The following is a 26,146-nucleotide window of genomic DNA, read 5'->3' as shown; positions in this document are numbered from 1 at the left end:
CGGAACAGGGACGGAACAGACCAAGGCCGACGATCGGCCAGCGCCTCGGCGGACCCGGCCCACCCCGCAGGAAGCGCCGGGTTTCCGCACGTCAACGCCTACTTGAGGAGCTGCCTGGCCATGACCATGCGCTGGATCTGGTTGGTGCCCTCGTAGATCTGGGTGATCTTGGCGTCGCGCATCATGCGCTCCACCGGAAAGTCCTTCGTGTACCCGTACCCGCCCAGCAGCTGCACCGCATCCGTCGTGATCTCCATCGCCGCGTCCGAGGCCGCGCATTTGGCCGCGCTCGACAGGAACGTGAGGTCCTTCTGGGGTTCGCCGTTCATGGCGCGCTCCGACTTCGCCGCCGCGTGGTACGTGAGCTGCCGCGCCGCCTCCAGCTTCATCGCCATGTCGGCGAGCATGAACTGCACGCCCTGGAAGTCGGCCACCGGCCGGCCGAACTGCTTGCGTTCCTTGACGTACCCCACCGCGTAGTCGAGGGCGCCCTGGGCGATGCCGAGGGCCTGGGCGGCGATGGTGATGCGGGTGTGGTCCAGGGTGGCGAGGGCGGTCTTGAAGCCGGTGCCGGGGGCGCCGATCATGCGGTCGGCCGGGATGCGCACGTTGTCCATGATGACCTGGCGGGTCGGTGAGCCCTTGATGCCGAGCTTGCGTTCCTTCGGGCCGAAGGAGACGCCTTCGTCGGACTTCTCAACGACAAAGGCGGAGATGCCGCGCGCGCCGGCGGAGGGGTCGGTCACGGCCATGACCGTGTAGTACTCGGAGACGCCCGCGTTGGTGATCCACATCTTGGTGCCGTTGAGCACGTACGAGTCGCCGTCCGCGACCGCCCGCGTCTTCATGGCCGCCGCGTCCGAGCCGGCCTCCGGCTCCGACAGCGCGTACGAGAACATCCCCTCCCCCCGCGCCACCGGCTTCAGGTAACGGGCCTTGAGCTCCTCCGACGCCGACAGCAGCAGCGGTACGGTGCCGAGCTTGTTGACGGCGGGGATCAGCGAGGTCGACGCGCAGGCCCGCGCCACCTCCTCGATGACGATCACCGTGGCCAGGGCGTCGGCCCCGGCGCCCCCGTACTGTTCGGGCACGTGCACGGCGTGCAGGTCCGCCGCGACCAGTGCCTTGTAGACGTCCCAGGAGAACTCCTCGTTCTCGTCGGCCGCCGCGGCGTACGGGGCGATCTTCTCGTCGGCCAGGGCGCGGACCGTCTCGCGGAGCATGTCGTGCTCTTCGGCAGGCGCGTACAGAGGAAAGCTCATGCTCAGATACTAGGACGTCCGAGCTTCTTGTTACCAGTCGGTACGGTTTGCGCCGAGAAGCAGGTGGCACGTACGGAGCAGCGGGGGGCCGATAGCATGCGTGCGCGATCGAAAGGAGCACCCTCGTGCCATATCGCCTCACGGTGATCGGGACCGGATACCTGGGGATCACGCATGCGGCCTGCATGGCGGACCTCGGTTTCGAGGTCCTCGGCCTCGACATCGACGCCGACAAGGTCCAGCGGCTCAACAGCGGCGAGCTCCCCATCCACGAGCCGGGCCTCGAACCCGTGCTCCGCCGCGGCCTCGAATCCGGGCGTCTCCGCTTCACCACCTCCTACGAGGACATCGCCGCCTTCGGCGACGTGCACTTCATCTGCGTCGGCACGCCACAGAAGCGCGGCGAGTACGCCGCCGACGTGTCCTACATGGACGCCGCCGTCGAGTCCCTCGCCCCGCTCCTCGATCGCGAGTGCCTGGTCGTCGGCAAGTCCACCGTCCCCGTCGGCACCGCCGAGCGCCTGGCCGACAAGCTCGCCCGGCTCGCCCCGGCCGGGGTCCTGACCGAGCTGGCGTGGAACCCCGAGTTCCTGCGCGAGGGCCACGCCGTCCAGGACACCATGCACCCCGACCGGCTCGTGTTCGGCGTACGCAGCGAGCGGGCCGAGAAGGTGCTGCGCGAGGTGTACGAGCCGCTCGGCGACGTCCCGATCGTGGTGTCCGACTTCGCCACGGCCGAGCTGGTCAAGACCGCCGCGAACGCGTTCCTGGCCACGAAGATCTCCTTCATCAACGCCATGGCCGAGGTCTGCGAGGCGGCCCACGCCGACGTGCAGAAGCTGTCGGAGGCCCTGTCGTACGACGACCGCATCGGCGGGCGCTACCTCAACGCCGGGCTCGGCTTCGGCGGCGGCTGCCTGCCCAAGGACATCCGGGCGTTCATGGCCCGCGCCGGGGAGCTGGGGGCCGACCAGGCGCTGACGTTCCTGCGCGAGGTGGACGCCATCAACATGCGGCGCCGGGCCCGGATGGTCGACCTGGCCAGGGAGCTGGCGGGCGGCTCCTTCCACGGGTGCGTGGTGGGCGTGCTGGGGGCGGCGTTCAAACCGGACTCCGACGACATCCGGGACTCGCCGGCGCTGGACGTGGCCGTGACGATCGGCCAGCAGGGCGGCCGGGTCACCGTGTACGACCCGATCGCGCTCGACAACGCCCGCAAGGCGCATCCCGAGCTCAAGTACGGCGAGTCGGTCGTCGAGGCGGTGCGCGGCGCCCACGTGGTGCTGCTGCTCACCGAGTGGCAGGAGTTCGTGGCGCTCGATCCCGAGCAGCTCGGCGGGGTCGTGGCGGCGCGCCGCATCGTGGACGGGCGCAACGCGCTGGACGCCGAGACGTGGCGCTCGGCGGGCTGGCACTACCGGGCGCTCGGCCGCCCCTGAAAACGGGTCACACCCCCAGGTGGCGCACCCATTGGGTGTAGAGCGGACGATAGCCGCGACGCGCCCAGAAGGGGGTCGACAGCGGGTTCGGCAGGGCGTGGTGGAGCAGCATGGTCCGTACGCCCTGCGCCGCCGCGTACCCGTGGGCCACGTCCGCGAGCAGCGCCCCGACGCCCCGCCCGCGCGCGTCCGGATCGACGTACAGAACGCTCAGGTACGCCACCGGCGAGGCGTCCACGCTGCCCGCGATCCAGCCGCAGTGCGCGGGCGGCTGGACGATGACGCAGCCGAGCGGCGTGCCGTCGGCCCCCTCGGCCAGCCAGCACCACTCCCTCGGCATGACCTCCGAGGCCAGGAACGCCCTGATCCGCGAGGCGGTCGAGGCGCGCACCGCCACCCAGCCGAAGTGGGCGTCGTAGGCCACCAGGCGCTCGTACAGGCGGGCCAGCGTCTCCAGGTCGTCGGGCGTGGCCTGGCGGACGCCCGCGCCCTGCGCCGTTCCCGCGATCCCGGCGCGCACCGCCTGCGCCACGACGGGGGCGAAGTTGCGGGCGGCCAGCGCGCGTACCGGTGCGACGTCCCGGCTCGGCCAGGTCACGGTGAGCGCCTGCCCCTGCTCGTCGAGCGGGATCCCGGCCAGCCAGGCATCGAGCAGCGCGCCGAGCGCCGCCTCCGGGGACGGGCCCGCGACGCGCGCCTGGAGGCGGTGCACCACCAGCGGGGACCAGGAGGCGCGCATGCTGCCGGGATCGACGCGTTCGACGGTGGCCCGCCCGACGGCGCCACGTGCCTCGATGTGCCCTTTGCCCCGTAACTCGTCCTGGCCCGCGACCAGCGGGTCCGCGGCCCGGACGCGGGCGGCGTGCGCCCGGATCACGGCGTCCATCCCGGCACGATAACCGCTGACGGCCGCCCCGGCTACAGCTCGGCGGCCGTCCCAACTGAAGCTCGGCTACAGCTCCTTGGCCTCGGCGCGCAGGCGCTCGCCCTTCGCGTACGCCTGCTCCTTCAACCGCTCCTGGAACTCCTCCATCCGGGCCCGCAGGGCGGGGTCGGCGGCGGCGAGGATGCGGATGGCGAGCAGCCCGGCGTTGCGGGCGCCGCCCACCGCGACCGTCGCCACCGGCACCCCGGCCGGCATCTGCACGATGGACAGCAGGGAGTCCATGCCGTCGAGGTGCTTCAACGGCACCGGCACCCCGATGACCGGCAGCGGCGTGACGGAGGCCAGCATGCCGGGCAGGTGCGCGGCCCCGCCGGCGCCGGCGATGATCACCTGGAGGCCGCGGGAGGCGGCCTGCCGGCCGTAGTCGATCATCTCGGTGGGCATGCGGTGCGCGGAGACGACATCGGCCTCGAACGGCACCCCGAACTCGGCGACCGCCTCGGCCGCCGCCTTCATCACCGGCCAGTCCGAATCCGACCCCATCACAATGCCGATCGTCACGCCGCCTCCTTCGTCGGCAACGTGACGATCACGATGCTGCGTCTGATGGTTCGTTCGCTGCGCTCACTCACGTGTATTCCCCTGTCATGAGGTGGACGGCGGCGTGGCGGGCGCGGGCGCGGACCTCGTCGAGGTTGGAGCCGACCGCCGTGACGTGGCCGATCTTGCGGCCGGGCCGCACCTGCTTGCCGTAGAAGTGCAGCTTGATGCCGGGGTCGTGGGCGAGCACGTGCTCGTACCGCTTGAACAGGTCGGGGTCGTCGCCGCCGAGCAGGTTGGCCATGACGACGACCTGCGAGGTCATCGTGGGCGAGCCGAGCGGCAGGTCGAGCACGGCCCGCAGGTGCTGCTCGAACTGCGACGTACGGGCGCCCTCGATCGTCCAGTGGCCGCTGTTGTGCGGGCGCATGGCCAGCTCGTTGACCACGAGCCCGGTGGAGGTCTGGAACAGCTCGACCGCCAGCAGCCCGGTGACGCCCAGCTCGTGGGCGATGGTGAGCCCGATGCGCTGGGCCTGCGCGGCCTGCTCGGGGTCGAGGCCGGGCGCGGGGGCGAGCACCTCGACGCAGATGCCGTCCTGCTGGACGGTCTCGACGACGGGGTAGCTGACGCCCTGGCCGTGCGGCGAGCGGGCCACCACGACGGACAGCTCCCGCTCGAACGGCACGAACGCCTCGGCCATGAGCGGCACTCCCGCCGCCAGGGCCTCCTCGACCTCGGCCGCGTCGCGGCACACCCACACGCCGCGGCCGTCGTAGCCGCCGCGCACCGCCTTGAGCACGACCGGCCAGCCGTGCTGCTCGGCGAAGGCCGTCACGTCGGCCGCGGACGACACCCGGGCCCAGGCCGGGCAGGGCACGCCGATGGCGCTGAGCCGCTCGCGCATGACCGCCTTGTCCTGCGCGTGGACGAGCGCCGCCGCCCCGGGATGCACGGCGTGACCCTCGGCGATGAGCGCCTCGATGTGCTCGGTGGGCACGTGCTCGTGGTCGAACGTGATGACGTCGCAGCCCTGGGCGAACTCACGCAGCACGTCGAGGTCGCGGTAGTCGCCGATGCGCGTGTCGACGATGACGCGGGCGGCGCTCTCGTCGGGGGCGTTGGCCAGCACCCGCAGCTCGACGCCGAGCGCGATGGCGGGCGGCTGGGACATTCTGGCCAGCTGACCTGCGCCGACGATGCCGACGACCGGACCGATGGGGCGGTAAGCACTCACGCCAGGTGAGCTTACCGGGGCGTACGGACCACCCGAATGCGGGCCCGCGCGCCCGAGGGGGCGCTGGGCGGCCGTTCCGGGTGCCCTCGCGGGCGCGGCCGCCCAGCGGCCCGCCTCGCAGGGTAGTCCTCGGCCCAGGAATACGCCCGACATTGCTGGATATTTCATGAGTACGGCGTGACGGGGTAAGTTCATCCGTCTGACACCGGCCCTACGACCAGGCCGGTACGCTGGACAGATCGAGCCCGGCTGACGAGCCGCGACAGCGCCGGGCAGCGAAGAAGGGACCGAAGCAGACCCGTGGAAGTCGTCAAGCGCCTCTACGAGCGGTTCTCGTCCCTGGTTCACGAGCTGGCCAAGTTCGGCAGCATCGGCGCGGTCGCCTTCGTGATCGACACCGGCCTGCTCAACTTCTGCCACGTCGTGATCGGCCTCGGCCCGCTGACCTCGAAGCTCGCGGCGACGGTCGTGTCCACCACGTTCGCCTACCTCGGCAACCGCTACTGGACCTTCCGCCACCGCGAACAGACCGGGCTCGGGCGCGAATACTTCCTGTTCTTCCTGCTCAACGGCATCGCGCTGCTCTTCGGCATCCTGACCATCGGCTTCACCACCTACACGCTCGGCCTCACCGACACGCTGTCGGTCAACATCTCGAACATCGTCGGCGTGGGGCTCGGCACCCTCTTCCGTTACTGGTCGTACAAGAAGTGGGTGTTCCTGGAGGCCACCGAGCCCATTCCGGTCGAGCTGCCCGGCCAGGGCGTCAGGCAGGACCGCTGACCACCCGGTTGCCCCGGCCGTCGTCCTCGGCCGGCCGCAGGAAGACGGCGAACGTCGCCGGCCGCCGCCGCACCAGCTCCAGCCGCCCGCCGTCCGCGGCGGCCAGCGCCCGCGCCAGCGTGAGGCCGAGACCGGTGCCCCCGCCGCCGCTGACGTTCCGCTCGAAGATCTTGGGAGCGATCTCATCGGCGATGCCGGGGCCCTCGTCCGCCACCTCGACCACCACGTAGTTGTCGCCGCTGGTGCTGGTGACGGTGACCCTGCCGCCCCCGTGCCGCAGCGAGTTCTCCAGCAGCGAGGCCACCACCTGGCCGAAGCCGCCGGTGGTGGCGAGGGCCTTCAGCCCGCGCGCCCCCTCCAGCCGCAGCTCGCGGTGGGCATCCTTGAACACCGGCTCCCACTCCCTCACCTGCTGGATCAGCACCTCGTCGATGCACACCGGCTCGGCCTGGGCGTGCCGCTGCCGGCGCGCCGCGGCCAGCAGCTCGTCGATGACCGCGGTCAGCCGCTCGGCCTGGACGATCGCCGCCTCGCCCTCCTCGCGGACGACCTCCGGCTCGCCGGCCGAGGCCACGATCTCCTCCAGCCGCATGGTGAGGCCGGTGAGCGGCGTGCGGAGCTGATGGGAGGCGTCGGTGGCGAACTCGCGCTCCCGCGTCAGCAGGTCGGAGATGCGGGCCGCGCTGCGGTCGAGCACCTGCGCCACGCGGTCGAGCTCGGGTATGCCGTAGCGGTGCTTGCTCGGCCGCGCGTCGCCCGACCCCAGCCGCTCAGCGATCTTCGCGAGGTCCCGCAGGGGCAGCGTCAGCCGGCGGGACTGCACGACGGCCAGGCTCACGGCCACCGCCAGGGCGGCCACGGCCAAGGCGACGATGAGCAGCAGACGGGCCCGTACGTCGCGCTCGACCTGGTCGCGGTCGCGGCTGATGCGTACGTAGACGCCGGTGTTGGTCTGGGCGTCCTCCGTCATGAGGTGACCGGACGCCGGTGCGGTGCCGACGACGGTCACCCGGAGGGGGGTTCCGCGTTCCCAGATCTGGATGTACCTGCCCGGGTATTTCTGCTCCAGTTGCTGAGGATCGAGCGGCGTCTCCTGGACGCGGGCGTACTCGACCTCCCCCACGAGACGTTTGGCCTCCGCCCCGAGCTCCTGAGCCGCCTCGTCGACGATCAGGCGGCTCACCACGACGCCCAGGGGGACCCCCAGCAGCAGGACCGCGATGACCGCGACGACCAGGGTGGAGGTGAGCAGTCGACGGCGCATCCGCCTACTCGCGTTCGAACCGGAAGCCGACTCCCCGGACGGTCGTGATGTAGCGCGGTTTGGCGGCGTCGTCGCCGAGCTTGCGCCGTAGCCAGGAGATGTGCATGTCGAGCGTCTTGGTGGAGCCCCACCAGTTGGTGTCCCACACCTCGCGCATGATCTGCTCGCGGGTGACCACCTTGCCCGCGTCGCGGACCAGCACCCGCAGCAGGTCGAACTCCTTGGTCGTGAGGTGCAGCTCCTTGTCGCCCATCCAGGCGCGGCGGGAGTCGGCGTCGATGCGCACCCCCTGCACGACCGGGGTCTCGGAGGTGCCGCGCCGCAGCAGGGCGCGTACCCGGGCCAGCAGCTCGGCCAGCCGGAACGGCTTGGTCACGTAGTCGTCGGCCCCGGCGTCGAGCCCGACGACGGTGTCCACCTCGTCGACGCGCGCCGTGAGGATCAGGACCGGGGTCCCGTGGCCCTCGGCGCGGATGCGGCGGGCCACCTCCAGGCCGTCCATCTCCGGCAGCCCGAGGTCCAGAACTATGAGATCGATGCCGCCCGACAGGGCCCGCTCCAGGGCTTGCGGGCCGTCGGGGGAAACCTCGACCTGATAGCCCTCGCGACGCAGGGCGCGCGCGAGCGGCTCGGAGATCGAGGTGTCATCCTCGGCGAGAAGTACGCAGGTCATAAAGCGATCGTAGGACCTTAAGCGATCGTTTCCCGGCTACAGCGCGCGGTTTGACTCGTCGTTGACCTATCCATTGACCTGGGCAAACACGACTAAAATACGGTTGGTCGTGATTAAATTACCGCGCTTTCCCGCGCACGGGGATCGACTCATCATGCCCACCGCGATAATGCTCAACCCCGCCGTTCGAGATTGTCCCGAAATAGCCGGTGTCCGGAATATCGCGATCGCTGGCGAGAGCGGGGAAACCCTCCCGCCACGACGGGTACGCGGGCGTCCAGCCGAGGTCCCGCCGCGCGTGCCGGTTGTCCGCGCCGCGCGCGGCCGGGTTCGCCGGCGCGCCGGACACCGGCGGCGCGGGCGCGCCGACCGCGCGGCAGAACGCGGGCGCCCAGTCGAGCCCGGCGGCCGGCTCGTCGTCGCAGACGTTGACGTGGCCCGTAGGCCAGTCCAGGGCCGCCAGGGCGGCTGCCGCGGCGTCGTCCACGTGCACGAAGCTCGTCACGTCGGCGCCCGCCACCAGCCTTCCTTCCCGCGCCTCGGCCGCGCGCAGGCCGCGCGGCTCGAACCAGGTGCCCGGCCCGTACAGCAGGCCGTAGCGCAGCACCACCCACTCGGGCAGCTCGGCCACGGCCGACTCCAGGGCCGCCACCCCCGCCACGGTGCTGCGGCGCGGCTCGGGCGCGCCGAGGTCCAGGGGCTCGCCCTCGCGGGCGGGGCCCGCGCCCGGCACGTACGTCCAGCAGATGCTCTGCGCCACGATCCGGCGCACCCCGGCGGCGCGAGCGGCGTCGACCAGGTTGCGGGTGCCGTCGCGGCGCAGCGCGGCGTTGGCGGCCAGGTCTCCCCCGGCCAGGTCGGTGAGCTGGTGCATGACCACGTCCGCCCCCGACTCGCGGACCGCCTCGGTCAGGGCGGCGGCGTCGAGGACGTCCACCAGCGCGGGCGTGGCGCCGAGGTCGCGCAGCGGGCCCGTACGCGCCGCGTGCCGGGTGGTGGCGACCACGGTGTGTCCCGCCGCGACCAGCAGCGGGATGACGCGCCGGCCGAGCACCCCCGCGCCGCCGGCCAGGAAGATCCGCAGACCGGAAACGTTCTTGCTCGTCATGCCGACCACCCTAGGAACGAAACGGCCCCCAGAAGCGGGCCACTTCGCACAGGTTCGGACGAACCACTCAGCGGGTCAGTAGTCCTTGTCCTTGTGCTCGGTCTTGGCGTAACGGGCCAGGTAGAGCTGGATGCCGAGGGTGTTGATCAGGCCGAGCTCGGTCTCCAGGTAGTCGATGTGCTCCTCCTCGTCGCGGAGGATGTCCTCGAAGATGTTGGCCGAGGTGATGTCGCCCTTCTCGCGCATGAGCGCGATCGCCGGGCGCAGGCGCTGGACGACCGCCAGCTCGACCTCAAGGTCGGCGTGGAGCTGCTCCTCGACGGTCTGCCCGATGTGCAGGGTGCCGAGCCGCTGGTAGTTGGGCAGCCCTTCGAGGAAGAGGATGCGGTCGGTGAGCCGCTCCGCGTGCCGCATCTCCTCGAAGGACTCGTCGCGGGTGTGCTCGGCCAGCTTCGTGTAGCCCCAGTTCTCCTGCATCTTGGAGTGCAGGAAGTACTGGTTGATGGCGGTGAGCTCGGCGGTCAGCTGCTCGTTGAGCAACTCGATGATCTGTTTGTCGCCCTGCATGACGGGGCCCCCTGCTGTCCGGCTATGCGGTCGTCAACTCTTCAGACCGCTTCAGGATCGCACAGATCTTCCGCACACAACGGGCACAGTCCCCGCCCGCACCAGTGGTGTCGCGAATCTCCTTCGCACTTTTCGCCCCGGCGGCGATGCAGTCGTGCACCTCATTTTCCGTCACAGCACGACAAATACACGCATACATTTCCGGGGATGGCCTCTCAGCGGGGACTGGCGCCTAAGGTTAGGCACACCTAAGAGTAGCCCACTGTGGTTAGGCTTGCCTATGTAAGCTGCCTCACAGTGAGCTACCTCTTGGTGATCTTCAGTGACCGCGCGCGATCCACTCCTCCAGGTGCGGGGCCTCGGCGCCGATCGAGGTCGAGTCGCCGTGACCGGTGTGCACGACCGTCTCCGGCGGCAGCGTCAGCAGCCGCTTCCTGATCGAGTCGATGATCGTCTCGAACGACGAGTAGGACCGCCCGGTCGCCCCCGGCCCGCCCTTGAACAGGGTGTCCCCGCTGAACAGCACGCCCAGCTCGGGCCCGTGGAAGCACACCGCGCCCGGCGCGTGCCCCGGGGTGTGCAGGATCTCCAGCACGCAGCCGCCCACCTCGACGCGCTCGCCGTCGGCCAGCGGCTCGTAGCCCAGCTTGTCGCCGTATTCCTGCTCCCACAGCACCTGGTCGGCCGGGTGCAGCCGGATCGGCGCGCCCGTGCGCTCGGCCAGCTCGCGGGCGGCGTTGATGTGGTCGTTGTGGGCGTGGGTGCACAGGATCGCCTTGACCTCGCGCCCGTTGACCCGCGCGGCGATCGCCTCGGCGTCGTGGGCGGCGTCGATGACGACGACCTCGCGGTGGTTGCCCACCAGCCAGACGTTGTTGTCGACCTCCCAGGTGCCGCCGTCCAGCGAGAACGTCCCCGAGGTGATGACCCGGTCGATCACTGGAACGTCACCACCGAACGCAGCACGTCGCCGCGGTGCATCTTGGCGAACGCCTCCTCGACCTGGTCGAGCGCGATGGTCTCGGTGACGAACTTGTCCAGCGGCAGCCGGTTCTGCAGGAACAGGTCGATGAGCATCGGGAAGTCGCGGCTCGGCAGGCAGTCGCCGTACCAGGAGGACTTCAGCGCGCCGCCGCGGCCGAACACGTCGAGCAACGGCAGGTCGATGCGCATCTCCGGGGTCGGCACACCGACCAGGACGACGGTCCCCGCCAGGTCGCGGGCGTAGAACGCCTGCTCGTAGGTCTCCGGCCGGCCGACCGCCTCGATGACGACGTCCGCGCCGAACCCGCCGGTCAGCTCGCGGATCGCCTCGACCGGGTCGTTGTCGCGCGAGTTGACCGTGTGGGTGGCGCCGAAGCCGCGCGCCCACTCCAGCTTGCGCTCGTCCACGTCCACCGCGATGACCTTCGACGCGCCGGCCAGCGAGGCGCCGAGCACGGCCGCGTCGCCGACGCCGCCGCAGCCGATCACCGCCACGCTGTCGCCGCGGGTGACGCCGCCGGTGTTGATCGCCGCGCCGATCCCGGCCATCACGCCGCACCCGAGCAGCCCCGCGACCTGCGCCGGAGCGTCGGCCGAGACCTTCGTGCACTGGCCGGCGGCCACCAGCGTCTTCTCCAGGAACGCGCCGATGCCGAGCGCCGGCGACAGCTCGGTGCCGTCCTTCAGCGTCATCTTCTGGCGGGCGTTGTGGGTGTTGAAGCAGTACCAGGGACGGCCGCGCAGGCAGGCCCGGCACTGGCCGCACACCGCCCGCCAGTTGAGGATCACGAAGTCGCCCGGCGCGACCTCGGTCACGCCGTCGCCGACCGCCTCCACGACGCCCGCCGCCTCATGACCGAGCAGGAACGGGTAGTCGTCGCTGATCCCGCCCTCCCGGTAGTGCAGGTCGGTGTGACAGACCCCGCAGGCCTGTACGTTCACGACGGCCTCGCCCGGCCCCGGGTCCGGGACGACGACGGTTTCGAGTGAGACTTCCTGGCCCTTACCACGGGCGACGACGCCCTGCACTTCGTACGGCATGCCAGCCATCTTGTGTCAGAGGGTTGATCTCCGCAAGACAAAGGGCTGCACCACGCCGAGCCCCCTGGCCGGGCGTTTCCTGATCCTGTGCAGGGCGAAGCCGTGCGGCTCGGCGTCCAGCTCGGCGGCCAGCGCGGCGTCCACGAGCACGGAGCCGGGACGGGCGATCGCGGTGAGCCGGGCGGCCAGGTTGACCGTGGTGCCGAACACGTCGCCCATCATCGGCACGACCGGCCCGTACGCCAGCCCGATCCGCAGCTCGTCGGCCTCGACCAGGTCGAGCGCGATGGCGGCGGCCTGGGCCGCGCCCGGCGCGGTGAACAGCACCTCGTCGCCCAGCGTCTTGACCAGCCGCGCGCCGTGCGAGGCCACCACGTCGGAGGCCCGCGACTCGAACCCCTCGACCAGCGCGGCCAGCTCCCGCTCGGTCAGCTCGCGGGAGCGGCTGGTGAAGGAGACGAGGTCGGCGAAGCCCACCGCCATCGGCACCCGCGTGAGCAGCGGCTCGTCGCTGAGGTCGGCGAGGGCCAGCAGCCGGGTGCCGGCCGCGGCGAGCTGGGCCCGCCAGACGTGCACGAGCACCCGCTCGAAGTCGGGCAGCAGGCCGCCTGTGGCGTCGAGCATCCTGGCCAGGTCGTCGTCGCCCGGCTCGGGCGGCAGCATCGCGCTCGTCATGATCTCGGCCTGCCACTGCGCGAGCCTCGCCGTGGTCTGGCCGAGCGCGCGGGCCATGCGGACGACCGTCTCCTCGTCCAGCAGCCCGGTGTCGAGCAGGTGGCGGACCCGGCGCAGCGCCTCGACGTCGGCGTCGGTGAACGCAACGGCGTCGTCGGCGCGCTGGGCGAAGCCGAGGGCGCGCCAGATGCGCGCGGCCAGCTCCTGCGGCACGCCGCTCAGCTCCGCGACCCCGGCCCGCGTGTGCCGCGGCGGCCGGCCGAGCAGCAGGCGCTCGACCTCCTCGGCCGTCGGCCGCCCCTGGCTGCTCAACGGCCGTCGATCTCGCCGTCCGAGGCGTCCTCGACGAGCCGGAACAGATCGTGGCGGACGTCCTGGATGTGGGGGATGTCGCGCAGCACGATCTCGCCGCGGTCGCTCGCGGACTCGACGGTCAGGGTGCCGCAGCCGAGCATGCGCTCCACCAGGGTCTGGTCGGAGCTGACCGTGTTGACCTTGGTGATCGGGATCTCGTCCGTGGACTTGTTGAGCACCCCCCGGCTGATCGTGAAGCGGTGGGTGGTGAGCACGTACCCGGTGTTCTTCCAGCGCAGATAGGGCGTGAACGACCAGATCGTCAGCAGGATGAGCGCGAGGACGGCGACGGCGGCCCTGGCGTAGAGGGCGAACTGCCAGTCCGGCGGGATGAACCACAGCGCCGCGCCGGAGGCGGCGGCGATGAGCACGAGAGCGACGGCCGGTCCGATGAGGCGCTTCCAATGGGGGTGGAAGGCCCGGATCCGCCGCTCACCCTGCGTCAGATGGTGGTCGGGAAGGGTCATGGGCCAAATCGTGCCACCAACGCCGTCCGGGGGCCACGCCGATGCCTCATTCCGCGGGCCGCACGTGGACGACGTCGCCGGCGCTCAGCGTGTGGAGCCGGTCCGGCCCCTCGACCTCCAGGCAGCCGGAGTGGTCGATGCCGCTCGCCCGCCCGATCAGCGCCGGGCGGCCGGGCAGCTCGACCCTGACCTGGCGGCCGACGGTGGCGCTGGCGGCGAGGTAGGCCGCGCGCAGCCCGCACGCCTCGGCGTCGCCGCCCGCCGCCGCCCACTCGCGGTAGTGGACCTCGACCTCGCGCAGGACGGCCCGCAGCAGCGGATCGCGGTCGAGGCAGGCCGCCTCCTCGATGGCGAGCGACGTGGCGGTGCCGACCGGCAGCTCGTCGGCGCGCAGCGAGACGTTCAGCCCCATGCCGACGACCACGGCGTCGTCGGCCCGCTCGGCCAGCACCCCGGCCAGTTTGCGCTCGCCGATCAGCAGGTCGTTGGGCCACTTCAGGCGTACATCCACCTCGGCCAGGCGGCGTACGGCGGAGGCGGCGGCCACGCCGTACAGCAGCGGCAGCCAGCCCTGCGCCGCCACCGGCGCCTGCGGCCGGAGCAGGATCGAGAACGTCAGCCCCGAGCGCGGCGGCGCGTTCCAGACCCGGCCGAGCCGGCCGCGCCCGGCCTCCTGCGCCTCGGCCACCAGCACCGCGCCTTCCGCGGCGCCCTCCTGGGCGGCACGGGCGAGGTCGGCGTTCGTGGAGCCGGTGCGCTCCACGACGGTGACGCCCGTCCACAGGCCGCCCGGACGGACGAGGGCGCGGTTGAGCGCGGCCTCCGAGAGCGGCGGACGGTCGAGGTCGGAATAACGCGAGTCGGGCATCCACCTATCTTTGCAGGGAGAGAGGATGGCGATTTGACATCCTCCCCCTCGTGAACGAGGGGGAGTCCGACCGTCGCCGGTCGGTCTTCCTGCTTCACCGCCGATCGCCCGCCCGAGAGGAGGACTCCCGCTTGAGGTCTTACACCAGCTCCACAGGCGTTTCAGCTCTCCGCCAGCCCGGCGGCGAGCACGTTCTGGGCCGCGTTCACCTCCCGGTCATGGACCGCGCCACACGCACAGACCCACGCCCGGACGCTCAACGGCATCTCTTCCTGCACCGTCCCGCAGATCGAGCACAGCTTGGAGGAGGGAAAGAAGCGGTGTGCCACCGCCAGCGTGCGGCGGTACCAGGCTGTCTTGTACGCCAGCATGCGCCGCAGCTCCCGCCACCCGGCGTCCGAGATGGCGCGGGCCAGGGCGTGGTTCTTGAGCAGGTTGCGTACGGCCAGGTCTTCCACGGCGATCGTTTGATTCTCGCGAACCAGCCGTGTGGTGACCTTGTGCAGGTAGTCGCGCCTGCGGTCGGCGATCCGAGCATGTACCCGTGCCACCTTCAGCCGGGCCTTGGCCCGGTTCTTCGAACCCTTCTCCTTACGGGCCAGCGCCCGCTGTGCCTTGGCCAGCCTGCGCCGCTCGCGACGCTCGTGACGCGGGTTGGCGAGCTTCTCGCCGCATGCCAGTGTGAGCAGCGCGGTGAGGCCCGCGTCCAGGCCCGTCGACCGCTCGACCGGCGGCAAGGGCACGATCTCCTCCTCCACCAGCAGGGACACGAACCACCGCCCGGCCGGGTCCCTGCTCACGGTGACCGTGGACGGCTCGGCCCCCTCGGGCAGCGGACGCGACCACACGATGTCCAGCGGCGCCCCCATCTTGGCCAAGGTGAGCCGACCGTCACGCCAGCGGAACCCAGAGCGGGTGTATTCCGCCGACGCCCGCGACCTCTTCTTGCTCTTGAAGGTGGGGTACTTGGCGCGGCGGGCGAAGAAGTTCGCGAACGCCGCCTGCAGATGCCGCAGCGTCTGCTGCAGCGGCACCGACGACACCTCGTTAAGAAACGCCAGCTCGGGTGTCTTCTTCCACGCGGTCAGCGTCGAGGACGACTCGGTGTAGGAGACTCCGCGGCCTTCCAGCTTGTAGGCGCGGGTCCGCTCTTCGAGTGCTTTGTTGTAGACCAGGCGCACGCAGCCGAACGTCCGGACCAGCTCTTCGGCCTGTTCGGGGGTCGGATAGAAGCGGTACTTGTAGGCCCGCTTCACCAGCTGCGCCACCCCTCGATCCTAGGTGCGAGATCACCCGCGCCTCGGCCGATTCCGAAAGATGACGGCGGTCCGCCTGATGGTGTATCGCCTGCTCCTGCCCCGCTCCGCAGGAGTCCTATTCCTCCTCCGCCTGAAGGCGGGGGTCTCCTCGGAGGTATCTGATGAGCAAGCGTCTGGACCCGCGCAACTGGGCCTCGTGGCGGCCGTTCGGCCTGGGGCTGCGCAAGCCGAACAACTACCTGGAGCTGTGGAAGGCGTTCAAGTCGGTCAAGGGCAACAGACGCTACGCCTGGCGCATACTCAACCAGGGCACCTGCGACGGGTGCGCGCTCGGCACGCAGGGCATGCGCGACTGGACGATGGACGAGATCCATCTGTGCAACATCCGGCTGCGGCTGCTGCCGCTCAACACCATGCCCGCCCTGGACGTCTCGCTGCTGGGCGACGTCTCCGCGCTCGCCGGGCGGCGCAGCGCGGAGCTGCGGGAGCTGGGGCGGCTGCCGTACCCGATGCTGCGGCGGGCCGGCGAGCCCGGGTTCACCCGCGTGTCGTGGGACGAGGCGCTGCGCGTGGCGGCGGAGGGGCTGCGCGGCAAGCGGTCGGGCACCTACCTGACCAGCCGCGGCGTGCCCAACGAGAACTACTACGCGGCGCAGAAGGCGGTGCGCGCGCTCGGCAGCAACAACGTGGACAACGCCGCCCGCATCTGCCACTCGCCCTCGACGGTCGCGCTCAAGGAGACCATCGGCGCGGCGGCCACGACCTGCTCCTACACCGACTGGATCGGCTCGGACCTCATCGTCTTCGTCGGCTCGAACCCGTCCAACAACCAGCCGGTCGCGATGAAGTACCTCTATCACGCGAAGAAGGCCGGCACCCGGATCGCCATGGTCAACACCTACCGCGAGCCCGGGATGGAACGTTACTGGGTGCCGTCCAACGCCGAGTCCGCGCTGTTCGGCACGAAGATCACCGACGAGTTCTTCGGCGTGAACGTCGGCGGCGACATCGGCTTCCTCAACGGCGTGCTCAAGCACCTGGTGGAGAACGGCTGGGTGGACAAGGAGTTCGTGGACCGGCGGACGACCGGCTTCGAGGACGCCTGCCGGGCCGTCGCCGCCCAGTCGTGGGAGGAGCTGGAGGCGCTGTCCGGGGCCTCCAGGGACGACATGCTCCGCCTCGCGCGGCTGCTCGGCGAGGCCCGCTCGGCGGTGCTCGTGTGGTCGATGGGCATCACGCAGCACGCCTACGGCGAGGACAACGTGCGCGCGATCGTCAACCTGGCGCTCGCCCGCGGGTTCCTCGGCCGGGACAACTGCGGACTCATGCCGATTCGCGGGCACAGCGGGGTGCAGGGCGGGGCCGAGATGGGCGCGTACGCGACCGGCCTCCCCGGCGGCCTGCCCGTCACCCCGGAGAACGCGGCCCGGTTCACCGAGCTGTGGGGCTTCGAGGTGCCTGACTCCCCCGGACTGACCGCCACCGACATGATCGACGCCGCCCACCGGGGCGAGCTGGACGCGCTGATCTCCTCCGGCGGCAACTTCCTGGAGGTGCTGCCCGACCCGGCCTATTGCAGGGAGGCGCTGGAACGGCTGCCGCTCCGCGTCCACGTGGACATCGTGCTGTCGTCGCAGATGCTGGTGCCGGGCGCGGGCGACGTGCTGCTGCTGCCCGCCCAGACGCGCTACGAGATGGTCGGCGGCGTGACCGAGACCTCCACCGAGCGGCGGATCATCTTCTCGCCCGAGGTGGAGGGGCCGCGCGTCGGCGAGGCGTGGCCGGAGTGGAAGATCTTCACCGAGCTGGCCTCCCGGGTGCGGCCCGAGATCGCCGACCGGGTCAGGTTCACCGGCACGCCGCAGATCCGGGACGAGATCGAGCGGGCGGTGCCGTTCTACGCGGGCATCGCCGGCCTCGCCCGCTTCGGCGACAACGTGCAGTACGGCGGGCGGCACCTGTTCGCCGACGGCCGCTTCCAGACGCCCGACGGGCGCGGCCGGTTCTCCGCCGTGACGCTGCCCGCGCTGGAGCGGCCGGACGGCACGTTCATGGTGGCGACGCGGCGCGGCAAGCAGTTCAACAGCATGGTCCACGAGCGGCGCGACGGCTTCAACGGGGCGACGCGCGAGGCGGTGCTGATGAGCGCGTACGACGCCGACCGCCTCGGCCTGCCCGACGGCGCCCGGGTCGAGCTGCGCTCGGGCGAGCGGACGTACGAGGGGAGGGTGCTGCGGGCTCCGCTGCAGCCCGGCAACCTCCAGGTCCACTGGCCGGAGGGCAACGTGCTGCTGGACGAGAGCCGGCGCTCGCCGCAGGCGCGCATCCCCGACTACAACGCCCTCGTCACCGTGCGGGCGCTGTGAAGACCCGGCCCGGCCCCACGACCCGCGCCCGGATCCGCGAGCTCAACGGCTCGGCGGTCCGGGAGCGCCGCGACGACCTGGCCACCGAGGAGCCGCTGGAGATCCGGGTCACCGGGGCCGGCGGCGAGCAGCGGACCGTGGCGATCACCATGCGCACGCCCGGTCACGACTTCGAGCTGGCCGCCGGGTTCCTGCACGGCGAGGGGCTGGCCGGGCCGGGGGACATCGCGTCGATCGCGTACTGCACCGACGAGGAGCTGCCGCCGGAGGCCCGCTACAACACCGTCACCGTGCGCCTGCGTGGCGCCGTCCCCGACCTGCCGGCGCTGGAGCGGCACTTCCTCACCTCCAGCGCGTGCGGCGTGTGCGGCTCGGCCGGCCTGGACGCCCTGCGCGACCGCTGCCGGCCGCTGCCGGAGGGCACGCTGCGGCTCGCTCCCGGCGTCCTGTACGGCCTGCCGGACGCGCTGCGGCGCGGGCAGGGCGTGTTCGGCAAGACCGGCGGGCTGCACGCGGCCGGCCTGTTCACGGCGGCGGGCGAGCCGGTGGTGGTGCGCGAGGACGTGGGCCGCCACAACGCCGTGGACAAGCTGACCGGGTGGGCCGCGCTGAACGGGCGGCTGCCGCTGGCCGGGCACGTGCTCGTGGTGAGCGGCCGGACCAGCTACGAGATCATGCAGAAGGCGCTGGCCGCGGGCGTGCCGGTGGTGTGCGCGGTCTCGGCGCCGTCGTCGCTGGCGGTGGAGCTGGCCAGGGAGTTCGGGATGACGCTGGTCGGGTTCCTGCGGGGTGAGCGGTGCAACGTGTACGCGGGCGAGGAGCGCATTTTGGTGGAATGAATCATTCCGTTCTGCTACTCTTGGAACAGAACGAACCGTTCCGAGAGGATCTCGTCATGACGACCATCACCCCCTTCCGCGTCGCCGTCCCGCAGGCCGACCTCGACGACCTCCAGGCCCGCCTCGCCCTCACCCGCTTCACCGACGAGATCCCCGGCGCCGACCAGGGCGTGGCCGTCGAGCGGGTGCGGCGCCTGGTCACCCGCTGGCGCGACGGGTTCGACTGGCGCGCGGTGGAGGACCGGCTGAACGCGTACCCGCAGTTCACGACCGAGATCGACGGGCAGGACATCCACTTCGTGCACGTACGCGCCGCCGACCCCGACGCCCTGCCGCTCCTGCTCACCCACGGCTGGCCCGGCTCGATCATGGAGTACCTCGACGCGATCGAGCCCCTGTCGCGCCACTTCCACCTGGTCATCCCGTCCCTGCCCGGCTACGGCTTCTCCGGCCCGACCAAGGAGCTCGGCTGGGACAACCAGCGCATCGCCCGCGCCTGGACCGAGCTGATGTCCCGGCTCGGCTACGACCGCTACGGCGCGGCCGGCAACGACGCCGGCTCGATGATCTCCCCCGAGGTCGGCAGGCTCGCCCCCGAGCACGTGGTGGGCGTGCACGTGACCCAGGTGTACTCCTTCCCCTCCGGCGACCCGGCCGAGTTCGCCGGGCTGAGCGAGGAGGAGCAGGCAGGGCTCGCCGTGCTCGACTGGTTCTGGAAGGAGAAGGGCGCCTTCAACATCCTGCACTCCCAGCAGCCGCAGACCCTCGCCCACGCCCTCGCCGACTCCCCCGCCGGGCTGGTCGGCTGGCTGGCCCAGCTCTTCGACGAGGACCTGGACGACGACTTCGTGCTCGCCAACGCCGCCATCCACTGGCTCACCGGCACCGCCGGCTCCGCCCTGCGGCTGTACTGGGAGAACGCCCGCATGGAGCAGCCGAAGGAGCCGACGACGGTGCCGCTCGCGCTGGCGATGGGCGAGGGCGACTTCAAGTCGATCCGCCGCTTCGCCGACCGCGACCACAGCCGCATCGTCTCCTGGCGTACGCTCCCCGCCCCCGCACGCGGCCACTACACCGCCCACACCGCCACGGAAGCGCTCACCTCCGACATCATCGCCTTCTTCACCGGCTGAGTAACCGAACCGTCACCGACCGGGCACAGAAAGCTCCCTTCCCGCCCGGTCGGGCCGCCCTATCGTTGCCTCACGACCTGGCAAGGGGAGGGGAACCCATGGACGTTTCGCCAGGATTCATGTTCACGCGCGCCGACACCGGTCAGGCGCTGTTCCTCGACGCGGCCGCCGTGGCCGCGGTGCGCCAAGCGGCTCAGGAGATCCTCACCGCGCCGACGTCCGCCGGGGAGCCGCCCGATCCGGCCGGGCTCCAGGAGCTGATGGGCCTGCTCGACGATCCGGAGGACGGCCTCGCCGTTCCTCCCGGGATCGGATCCTGGATCGGGATCATCCGCGAGCGGGAGGGGATCAGGCGGAGCCTGCGCGAGCAGGGACGCCTGCGGGTCCGCTACCGCTGCCGGGTCTGCGACCTCACGCTGCTCGTCGACCCGGAGCGCGAGGCCAGGAAGGCCGCGGCGACGGACGCCGCCACGCTGTCACGGCAGGGTGCCGGCCTCGCCATGACCGCCGCCGCCTTCGACGACGACGACCCCGGCCAGGCCGCATTCCTCGCCGTCGTGCAGGCCGTCAAGGAAGGGCTCAAGGAGCGGGAGGCCAAGCAGCACGGCATGACCCGCGTCTGCACGGCGTGCGACAGCACCGACTTCGAGACGGTCGGCCTCACGGCCTTCTGCCCGGACTGCCGGGCGCCGCGCGCCGAGAGCCTCCTGCTGACCTGCCCGGACTGCGGCTACGACTTCCGCTCCCTGGCGGCCCAGGACGGCTGGCAGAGCCTCGCCGAGGCCCGGCGGGCCCGCGACGTCGCGAGGCTTGGGGCGGCGGCGGCCGAGTTCGAGAAGGGCCTCCGGGACACCCAGCGCGACGCGCTCGCCGCCACCCTCACCGGCGACGAGGAGCTCGTCGCGATGTGCCGGTGCGCCCGGCCCGGCGAGTTCGGCCGTTATGTCGCGCTGCTGTTCACCTCGGCCCACCTCGCGTGGGTCCGCGAGAACTGGGTGTCGGAGACGACCTCGGGCCGGGTCCGCTGGGCCGACGTCACCGCCGTCGAGAACCCGGGGGCGGAGCTGAAGGCCGAGTTCGAGAGCGGGCTGAAGCTGATTGTCGCGAACGGCGACCCGGAGGTCTTCAACGACTTCCGCGGCAAGGGCGTGCGCTTCACCGACCTGGACGTCACCTTCGACGGCGAGGGCGTGCGGCGGCTCGCCCGCCTGTTACGGGGCGAGCCGCCTGAGGAGAGCTGAACCGCCGCGCGTCAGCCGGTGTTCTGGAGGCCGGCGGCGACGCCGTTGACCGACAGGAGCAGGAGGGTGGACAGGCGTTCGCGTTCGCGCTCCGACGGGTTCTCGGTGCGGAGCGCGCGCAGGGCGCGCAGTTGCAGGTGGGACAGCGCGTCCACGTACGGGTCGCGGAGCTGCACGGCGCGCGAGAGCACCTTGCGGTTCTCCAGCAGCCGGGCGTGGCCGGTCACGCGGAGCACCAGGTCGCGGGTGCGGTCGTACTCCTCCAGGACCTGCCGGGCGAAGTCCTCGCGCCCGCCGAGCGCCAGATAGCGCTTGGCGATCGAGCGGTCGGTCTTGGCCAGCGACATCTCGGCGTTGTCCAGCAGCGCGTTGAACAGCGGCCATTCGGCGTACGCCGCCCGCAGCTCGTCGAGCGAGTCCGCGGCGGCGAGGCCGGAGCCGAGGCCGTACCATCCGGGCAGGTTGACCCGGGTCTGCGCCCAGGCGAACACCCACGGGATGGCCCGCAGGTCGTCGAGGGAACGCGGCGCGCCGAGGCCGCGGCGGGCCGGGCGCGAGCCGAGCCGCAGCGTGCCGATCTCCTCCAGCGGGCTCACCAGGCCGAACCACTCGGGGAAGCCGGGCGCCTCGGTCAGCGCGCGGTACGCCTGCTCCGAGGCCACCGCCACCCGCTCGGCGAGGCCGCGGAAGCGCTCGGCGGCGGCCGCCGTCGTGGCGCTCACCGTGGGCGAGGAGGCCAGCAGGACCGCGTTGGTGACCTGCTCCAGGTGGCGGCGGGCGATCGCGATGTGGCCGTAGCGGGCGAAGATGACCTCGCCCTGCTCGGTGACCTTGAACCGGCCCGCGACCGAGCCCGGCGCCTGGGCCAGCACCGCCCGGTTGGCCGGGCCGCCGCCACGGCCGAGCGCGCCGCCCCTGCCGTGGAACATGCGCAGCTTGACGTCGTGCTCGGCGGCCCAGGCGGTCAGCGCCTCCTGCGCCTCGTACAGGCGCAGGGTGGCCGCGGCCGGGCCGAGCTCCTTGGCCGAGTCGGAGTAGCCGAGCATGATCTCCATGCGCCGGCCGTTGTCGTCCAGCCTGCGCCGCATCTCGGGGATCTCCAGCATGCCGCTGAGCACGCGGGGCGAGTTGGCGAGGTCCTCGCCGGACTCGAACAGCGGCACCACGTCGAGCACCGGCGCGCCGTCGCCGGCCGCGTGCCTGGCCAGCTCGTAGACGGCGGCGATGTCGTCGGCCGAGCGGGTGAAGGACACGACGTAGCGGGAGCAGGCCGTGACGCCGAACCGCTCCTGGATCCAGGAGATCACCCGGATGGTGGCGAGGACCTCCTCGGTGCGCTCGGACAGCTCGCCGCCGGCCCGCAGCTCCTCAAGGGCGCTCGCGTGCACCTGCGAGTGCTGGCGCACCTCCAGCTCGGCCAGGTGGAAGCCGAACGTCTCCACCTGCCAGATGAGGTGCTGCAGCTCCCCGTACGCCTGCCGTGGCGTGGAGGCCGCCAGCGAGTCCTGCACCAGCCGCAGGTCCGCGAGCAGGTCGGCGGGCGAGCGGTAGGCCAGGTCGAGGTGGCGGCGCTGGGTGGCGGAGATGCGCGCGGCCACGTACAGCAGCCACTGCCGGTGCGGCTCGCGCGGCGAGCGGGTGGCCAGCTCGGAGACGATCTCCGGGTGCGCGGCCACGGCCGCCGCGAGCGCCCGCTTCAGCTCCGGCGAGCACGGCGTGAACTGGGCGGAGGCGGTCAGCGTGCGGCCGATGCGGGCGCAGGCGGTCTCCAGCGCGGCCAGCACGTGGTCGGACTGGATCTGGATGGTCTCGCGGGTGACCTTGGCCGTCACGTACGGGTTGCCGTCGCGGTCGCCGCCGATCCAGCTTCCGTACCGGATGAACGGCCTGGCCTGCGGCGGGCGGGTGCCGGTGTCCGGGTCGAGCGCGGCGTCGAGCGCGCGGTAGACCTGGGGCACCATGCGGAAGAGGGTCTCGTCGAAGGCGGCCATGGCGGTGCGCACCTCGTCGAGCGGGTCGAGCTTGCTGGAGCGGAGCTGGGCGGTGCGCCACAGCAGGTCGATCTCCTCCAGCAGGCGGCGCCGGCTCTCGGCGCGCTCGGTGGCCCCGCGACCCGGGGTGTTGTACTCGGTGAGCTGGTGGCTGACGCGCTGGATGGCGGTGACGACGGCCCGCCTGCGCGCCTCGGTCGGGTGCGCGGTGAGCACCGGGTGCAGCTCCAGGCCGGCCAGCAGCTCGGTCACCCGTTCGTGGCCCAGCTCCTGGACGGCCTGCGCCAGCGACTCGCGCTGGACCCTGCCCTCGGTGTCCCGCTCGCGCAGCGTGCGGATCCTGTAGTGCTCCTCGGCCAGGTTGGCCAGGTGGAAGTAGCAGGTGAAGGCGCGGGCCACCTCGACCGCCCGCTCGATCTCCCAACCGGCGACGATGGCGGTGATCTCGTCGGCCGAGACCTCGCCCCTGCGCGCCGCGATGACGGCCTTGCGCAACCGTTCGACGTCGGCCAGCAGGTCTTCGCCACCTTGCTCCGCGAGCACCTGACCGAGCAGTTTGCCGAGCAGCCGCACGTCGTGGCGCAGCTCGTCCGGCATCTCCGTCACGGCCGCGCTGCGACGTTCGAACCCCTGGTCAATCATGCTTCGAAGGGTAGCGAGTCGGTTTTCGCGACCGCAGACCGGTCTCACTTATTGGACTAGACCACTGGTCAGGACGCCTTGCCGACGGCCGCCATCAGCTCCGGCAGGCGGGCGAAGCCGATCCGCGCGGCGAGGCGGCGGCCGAGGACCTCGACGAGGAGCCCGTAGAAGGGGGCGGCCACGCTCACCCACAGCAGCCCGAACCCCAGCGGCACCAGGAACGGCAGCGACAGCAGCGCGATGCCGGCCATCGCCCCCATCGAGGACGCGAACGCCTGCCCGCCCTGCCCGGGTGCGGCGCCGCTGAAGGCGTTCATCCGCTCGGGCACCCCGTACGGCAGCACCACGCTGGTCACCGACCCGACGCCGAGCCCGATGCCGAGCGCGCCCCATCCGGCCAGCATCGCGGGCAGGATCGAGCCGGGCTGCCCGGTGAACAGCCCGGTGGCGACCGCGATCACGGCGAGCAGCGGCGTCGCGATGAGCACGTTGGCGAGGTGGCGGCCGGCGAGGTCGGTGCCGAGCCCGCGTTCGGAGCCGAACGTCACGGCGTTCATCCAGAGCGAGCGGCCGTCGAAGCCGAACGTGTTGCCCGACTGCAGGGCGATCATCAGCGCGCCGAACGCGGTGATGACGATGGGCAGCGCCGGTCCGCCCGGCCCGCCCTCGCCCGCGGTGCGGCCGAGCGAGAACGACAGGATGAGCGTGACGACGACGGCGCTGAACCAGCCCACGCGGAAGCGCGGCTCGCGCCTGATGTACTTCAGCTCCTTGCCCACGACGGCGGCGAGCGGCCCGTCGGGCAGCACCCGGTCGATCCAGCCGCTGTCCTTGCGGCGCACCGACGCCGCCTGCGTGGAGACGTCCGGCGTCACCAGCGCCCGGCTCAGCGCCTTGATCCACAGCCAGCCGATGGCCAGCGTGAGCAGCGCCAGGATCACCAGCTCGCCCAGGCCGGTCAGTCCGCCGTCGGCGATCGCGTGCGCCGCCATGCCGGGCGGGGTCCAGCGCAGGACGCCGGCCAGCCCGTCAAGCAGCGCCCCGGGGTCGCCGAAGCCGCGGTTGAGCAGCAGGTTGGGCAGCTGCGCGAGCAGGACGACGAACAGGGCGGCCACGGCCAGCACGTCCCGGCCGCGCCGGGTGCGGAGCGCGCTGGACAGCGCCGTGGTGATCAGGCGCGAGGTCACCACGCAGAGCGCGAACTGCAGCAGCACGGCGGGCACGCCGAGCAGCACGCCGCCGATCCCTGCGGGCAGCGCGATGAGCGCCCCGGAGGTGACGGCGAGCATTGTGAGCGGCCACACGCCGGTCACGGACGCGGTGAACATGCCGATCGCGAGGCGGCGCGGCGGCAGCGGGAACAGCGCGAGCTTGGCGGGGTCGAGCGTGTCGTCCAGGCCGAAGGCCAGCAGCGGCACGATCATCCAGCCGAGCAGGAACAGGGCGAAGGCGACGATCACCAGGTTGACGGCGAGGTCGTGGGGCGCGAGCCGCAGCAGGCTCATCAGGAGGAAGCCGACCACGGCCGTGCCGAGCGCGACGACCGTGGTGAGCAGGAAGCCGAGCTTGCGCTGGAGGTCGCCGCGCAGGTTGCCGGCGAGCAGGCGCAGCTTCAGCCGCGCGAAGAGCGCCACCGTGTTCACGGCGCGTCCTTCCCGGGCTCATCGATGGGGGCGGGGGCAGGCGCGGGCGCGGGGGCAGGCGTGGGGGCAGGCGCGGGGGCGCCGGCGGGTTCGCGGGCGCCGGCGCCGAGCCAGGACAGGCCGCCGCCGCGGGCGTGCCCGGTGCCGCCGACCAGCTCCAGGAACGCCTCGTTGAGCCGCCGCCCGCCACGGACCTGCTCCAGCGGCCCCTGCGCCACGATGTGCCCCTGGTTCATCACCGACACCCAGTCGCACAGCCGCTCGACGAGGTCCATCACGTGGCTGGAGAAGATGACGGTGGAGCCGGAGGCCGTGAAGCCGCGCAGCACCTCGGTGAGCGTGTTGGCGCTGACCGGGTCGACGCCCTCGAACGGCTCGTCCAGGAACAGCACCGACGGGTTGTGCAGCAGCGCCGAGGCCAGCCCGATCTTCTTGCGCATGCCGGTGGAGTAGTCGACGACGAGCTTGTCGGCGGCCCCGGTGAGGTCCATCACGGTGAGCAGCTCCTCCGCCCGCCGCTCGACCTCGGCCTTGGGGAGCCCGCGCAGCCGGCCGGAGTAGGTCAGCAGCTCCCGGCCGGACAGCCGCTCGAACAGCCGCAGCCCCTCGGGCAGCACGCCGATGCGGGCCTTGACCTCGACGGGGTCGCGCCAGACGTGGAAGCCGTCGATCTCGGCCGTGCCGCCGTCGGGGCGGAGCAGCCCGGTGATCATGCTGAGCGTGGTGGTCTTGCCCGCTCCGTTGGGGCCGACCAGGCCCGCGAAACTGCCGGCAGGGACCACGAGGTCGACCCCTGCCACCGCGATCTGCTGCCCGTACCTCTTGAACAGGCCGTGGGTCCGTACGGCATCCGTCATGGAGCCACTCTAGGAGGAGGTACTAGC

General features: G+C 71.8%; 23 protein-coding genes and 1 pseudogene. 6 read left to right on the top strand and 18 right to left on the bottom strand.

What is annotated here, in order from left to right; translation table 11 throughout:
* Nucleotides 1-98: 98 nt before the first annotated feature.
* The gene (locus tag ACBR40_RS28325; protein ID WP_371250725.1) at nt 99-1,262 is read right to left on the bottom strand and encodes an acyl-CoA dehydrogenase family protein; all 1,164 of its coding nucleotides are present in this window, start codon (nt 1,260-1,262) and stop codon (nt 99-101) included.
* 125 nt (nt 1,263-1,387) lie between these two features.
* On the opposite strand from ACBR40_RS28325, the gene ACBR40_RS28320 reads away from it, so the two are divergent.
* On the top strand, nt 1,388-2,701 hold the full coding sequence (locus ACBR40_RS28320) for a UDP-glucose/GDP-mannose dehydrogenase family protein (RefSeq protein WP_371250724.1): 1,314 nt from the start codon (nt 1,388-1,390) through the stop codon (nt 2,699-2,701).
* A gap of 7 nt (nt 2,702-2,708) precedes the next feature.
* On the opposite strand, the gene ACBR40_RS28315 is transcribed toward ACBR40_RS28320, so the two are convergent.
* The 3 genes from ACBR40_RS28315 to ACBR40_RS28305 form a co-directional block, all read right to left on the bottom strand.
* Complete coding sequence (locus ACBR40_RS28315) at nt 2,709-3,587, bottom strand: GNAT family N-acetyltransferase (RefSeq protein ID WP_371250723.1); 879 nt, start codon at nt 3,585-3,587, stop codon at nt 2,709-2,711.
* Between the two features lie 66 nt (nt 3,588-3,653).
* Nucleotides 3,654-4,130, bottom strand: coding sequence for a 5-(carboxyamino)imidazole ribonucleotide mutase (gene purE / locus ACBR40_RS28310; protein ID WP_344210474.1), 477 nt, complete (start codon nt 4,128-4,130; stop codon nt 3,654-3,656).
* 85 nt (nt 4,131-4,215) lie between these two features.
* Nucleotides 4,216-5,364 carry a 5-(carboxyamino)imidazole ribonucleotide synthase gene (locus ACBR40_RS28305; RefSeq protein ID WP_344210334.1) on the bottom strand — a complete coding sequence of 383 codons (1,149 nt, stop codon included), beginning with the start codon at nt 5,362-5,364 and terminating at the stop codon, nt 4,216-4,218.
* A 300-nt stretch (nt 5,365-5,664) separates the two neighbouring features.
* On the opposite strand from ACBR40_RS28305, the gene ACBR40_RS28300 reads away from it, so the two are divergent.
* The gene (locus ACBR40_RS28300; protein WP_344210336.1) at nt 5,665-6,147 is read left to right on the top strand and encodes a GtrA family protein; all 483 of its coding nucleotides are present in this window, start codon (nt 5,665-5,667) and stop codon (nt 6,145-6,147) included.
* On the opposite strand, the gene ACBR40_RS28295 is transcribed toward ACBR40_RS28300, so the two are convergent.
* The 11 genes and pseudogenes from ACBR40_RS28295 to ACBR40_RS28245 all read right to left on the bottom strand — a co-directional run.
* Nucleotides 6,131-7,411 carry an ATP-binding protein gene (locus tag ACBR40_RS28295; RefSeq protein WP_344210338.1) on the bottom strand — a complete coding sequence of 427 codons (1,281 nt, stop codon included), beginning with the start codon at nt 7,409-7,411 and terminating at the stop codon, nt 6,131-6,133. The two genes, ACBR40_RS28300 and ACBR40_RS28295, sit on opposite strands and share 17 nt — an antisense overlap.
* A gap of 4 nt (nt 7,412-7,415) precedes the next feature.
* Complete coding sequence (locus tag ACBR40_RS28290; protein ID WP_012888073.1) at nt 7,416-8,084, bottom strand: response regulator transcription factor; 669 nt, start codon at nt 8,082-8,084, stop codon at nt 7,416-7,418.
* Between the two features lie 118 nt (nt 8,085-8,202).
* On the bottom strand, nt 8,203-9,192 hold the full coding sequence (locus ACBR40_RS28285) for an NAD(P)-dependent oxidoreductase (RefSeq protein ID WP_344210340.1): 990 nt from the start codon (nt 9,190-9,192) through the stop codon (nt 8,203-8,205).
* Between the two features lie 75 nt (nt 9,193-9,267).
* Nucleotides 9,268-9,759: a bacterioferritin gene (gene bfr, locus ACBR40_RS28280; protein ID WP_344210342.1), complete on the bottom strand. Its 492-nt coding sequence runs from the start codon at nt 9,757-9,759 to the stop codon at nt 9,268-9,270.
* A gap of 22 nt (nt 9,760-9,781) precedes the next feature.
* Nucleotides 9,782-9,958 (bottom strand): (2Fe-2S)-binding protein, encoded by a 177-nt coding sequence (locus ACBR40_RS28275; protein ID WP_344210344.1) that lies wholly within the window; start codon nt 9,956-9,958, stop codon nt 9,782-9,784.
* 120 nt (nt 9,959-10,078) lie between these two features.
* On the bottom strand, nt 10,079-10,699 hold the full coding sequence (locus tag ACBR40_RS28270) for an MBL fold metallo-hydrolase (protein WP_344210346.1): 621 nt from the start codon (nt 10,697-10,699) through the stop codon (nt 10,079-10,081).
* Nucleotides 10,696-11,784, bottom strand: coding sequence for an S-(hydroxymethyl)mycothiol dehydrogenase (locus tag ACBR40_RS28265; protein ID WP_344210348.1), 1,089 nt, complete (start codon nt 11,782-11,784; stop codon nt 10,696-10,698). The genes ACBR40_RS28270 and ACBR40_RS28265 overlap by 4 nt, the downstream gene beginning before the upstream one ends.
* A 15-nt stretch (nt 11,785-11,799) precedes the next feature.
* On the bottom strand, nt 11,800-12,771 hold the full coding sequence (locus ACBR40_RS28260) for an adenylate cyclase regulatory domain-containing protein (protein WP_371250722.1): 972 nt from the start codon (nt 12,769-12,771) through the stop codon (nt 11,800-11,802).
* Nucleotides 12,768-13,280, bottom strand: coding sequence for a PH domain-containing protein (locus ACBR40_RS28255; RefSeq protein WP_344210352.1), 513 nt, complete (start codon nt 13,278-13,280; stop codon nt 12,768-12,770). Before ACBR40_RS28255 ends, ACBR40_RS28260 begins: the two co-directional genes overlap by 4 nt.
* A 46-nt stretch (nt 13,281-13,326) precedes the next feature.
* Entirely contained in the window at nt 13,327-14,148 is an 822-nt protein-coding gene (locus ACBR40_RS28250; RefSeq protein ID WP_371250721.1) for a biotin--[acetyl-CoA-carboxylase] ligase, read from the bottom strand.
* Nucleotides 14,149-14,219: 71 nt separating this feature from the next.
* Nucleotides 14,220-15,416, bottom strand: a pseudogene (locus tag ACBR40_RS28245) (RNA-guided endonuclease InsQ/TnpB family protein); the annotation flags it as partial.
* 152 nt (nt 15,417-15,568) lie between these two features.
* Between ACBR40_RS28245 and ACBR40_RS28240 the strand changes: the two are divergent.
* From ACBR40_RS28240 to ACBR40_RS28225, 4 genes are all read left to right on the top strand, one after another.
* Complete coding sequence (locus ACBR40_RS28240) at nt 15,569-17,773, top strand: FdhF/YdeP family oxidoreductase (protein WP_371250720.1); 2,205 nt, start codon at nt 15,569-15,571, stop codon at nt 17,771-17,773.
* On the top strand, nt 17,770-18,612 hold the full coding sequence (gene fdhD / locus ACBR40_RS28235) for a formate dehydrogenase accessory sulfurtransferase FdhD (protein ID WP_371250719.1): 843 nt from the start codon (nt 17,770-17,772) through the stop codon (nt 18,610-18,612). Before ACBR40_RS28240 ends, fdhD begins: the two co-directional genes overlap by 4 nt.
* A 56-nt stretch (nt 18,613-18,668) precedes the next feature.
* Complete coding sequence (locus ACBR40_RS28230; RefSeq protein ID WP_371250718.1) at nt 18,669-19,745, top strand: epoxide hydrolase family protein; 1,077 nt, start codon at nt 18,669-18,671, stop codon at nt 19,743-19,745.
* A gap of 98 nt (nt 19,746-19,843) precedes the next feature.
* Nucleotides 19,844-20,986, top strand: a complete 1,143-nt coding sequence (locus ACBR40_RS28225) for a hypothetical protein (protein WP_371250717.1) — start codon at nt 19,844-19,846, stop codon at nt 20,984-20,986.
* 11 nt (nt 20,987-20,997) lie between these two features.
* Here the strand turns inward: ACBR40_RS28225 and ACBR40_RS28220 are convergent, their stop codons facing one another.
* The 3 genes from ACBR40_RS28220 to ACBR40_RS28210 all read right to left on the bottom strand — a co-directional run bounded on the left by ACBR40_RS28220 (nt 20,998) and on the right by ACBR40_RS28210 (nt 26,119).
* The gene (locus ACBR40_RS28220) at nt 20,998-23,619 is read right to left on the bottom strand and encodes a phosphoenolpyruvate carboxylase (protein WP_344210365.1); all 2,622 of its coding nucleotides are present in this window, start codon (nt 23,617-23,619) and stop codon (nt 20,998-21,000) included.
* A gap of 68 nt (nt 23,620-23,687) precedes the next feature.
* Complete coding sequence (locus ACBR40_RS28215) at nt 23,688-25,262, bottom strand: hypothetical protein (RefSeq protein ID WP_371250716.1); 1,575 nt, start codon at nt 25,260-25,262, stop codon at nt 23,688-23,690.
* Nucleotides 25,259-26,119: an ABC transporter ATP-binding protein gene (locus ACBR40_RS28210; protein ID WP_371250715.1), complete on the bottom strand. Its 861-nt coding sequence runs from the start codon at nt 26,117-26,119 to the stop codon at nt 25,259-25,261. The genes ACBR40_RS28215 and ACBR40_RS28210 overlap by 4 nt, the downstream gene beginning before the upstream one ends.
* Nucleotides 26,120-26,146: the final 27 nt, after the last annotated feature.

The sequence above is a fragment of the Nonomuraea sp. AD125B genome (assembly GCF_041402765.1).
GTDB lineage: Bacteria > Actinomycetota > Actinomycetes > Streptosporangiales > Streptosporangiaceae > Nonomuraea > Nonomuraea bangladeshensis.
The sequence above is the reverse complement of the archived record's forward strand: the minus strand, read 5'-3'. Positions and strand labels throughout refer to the sequence as shown.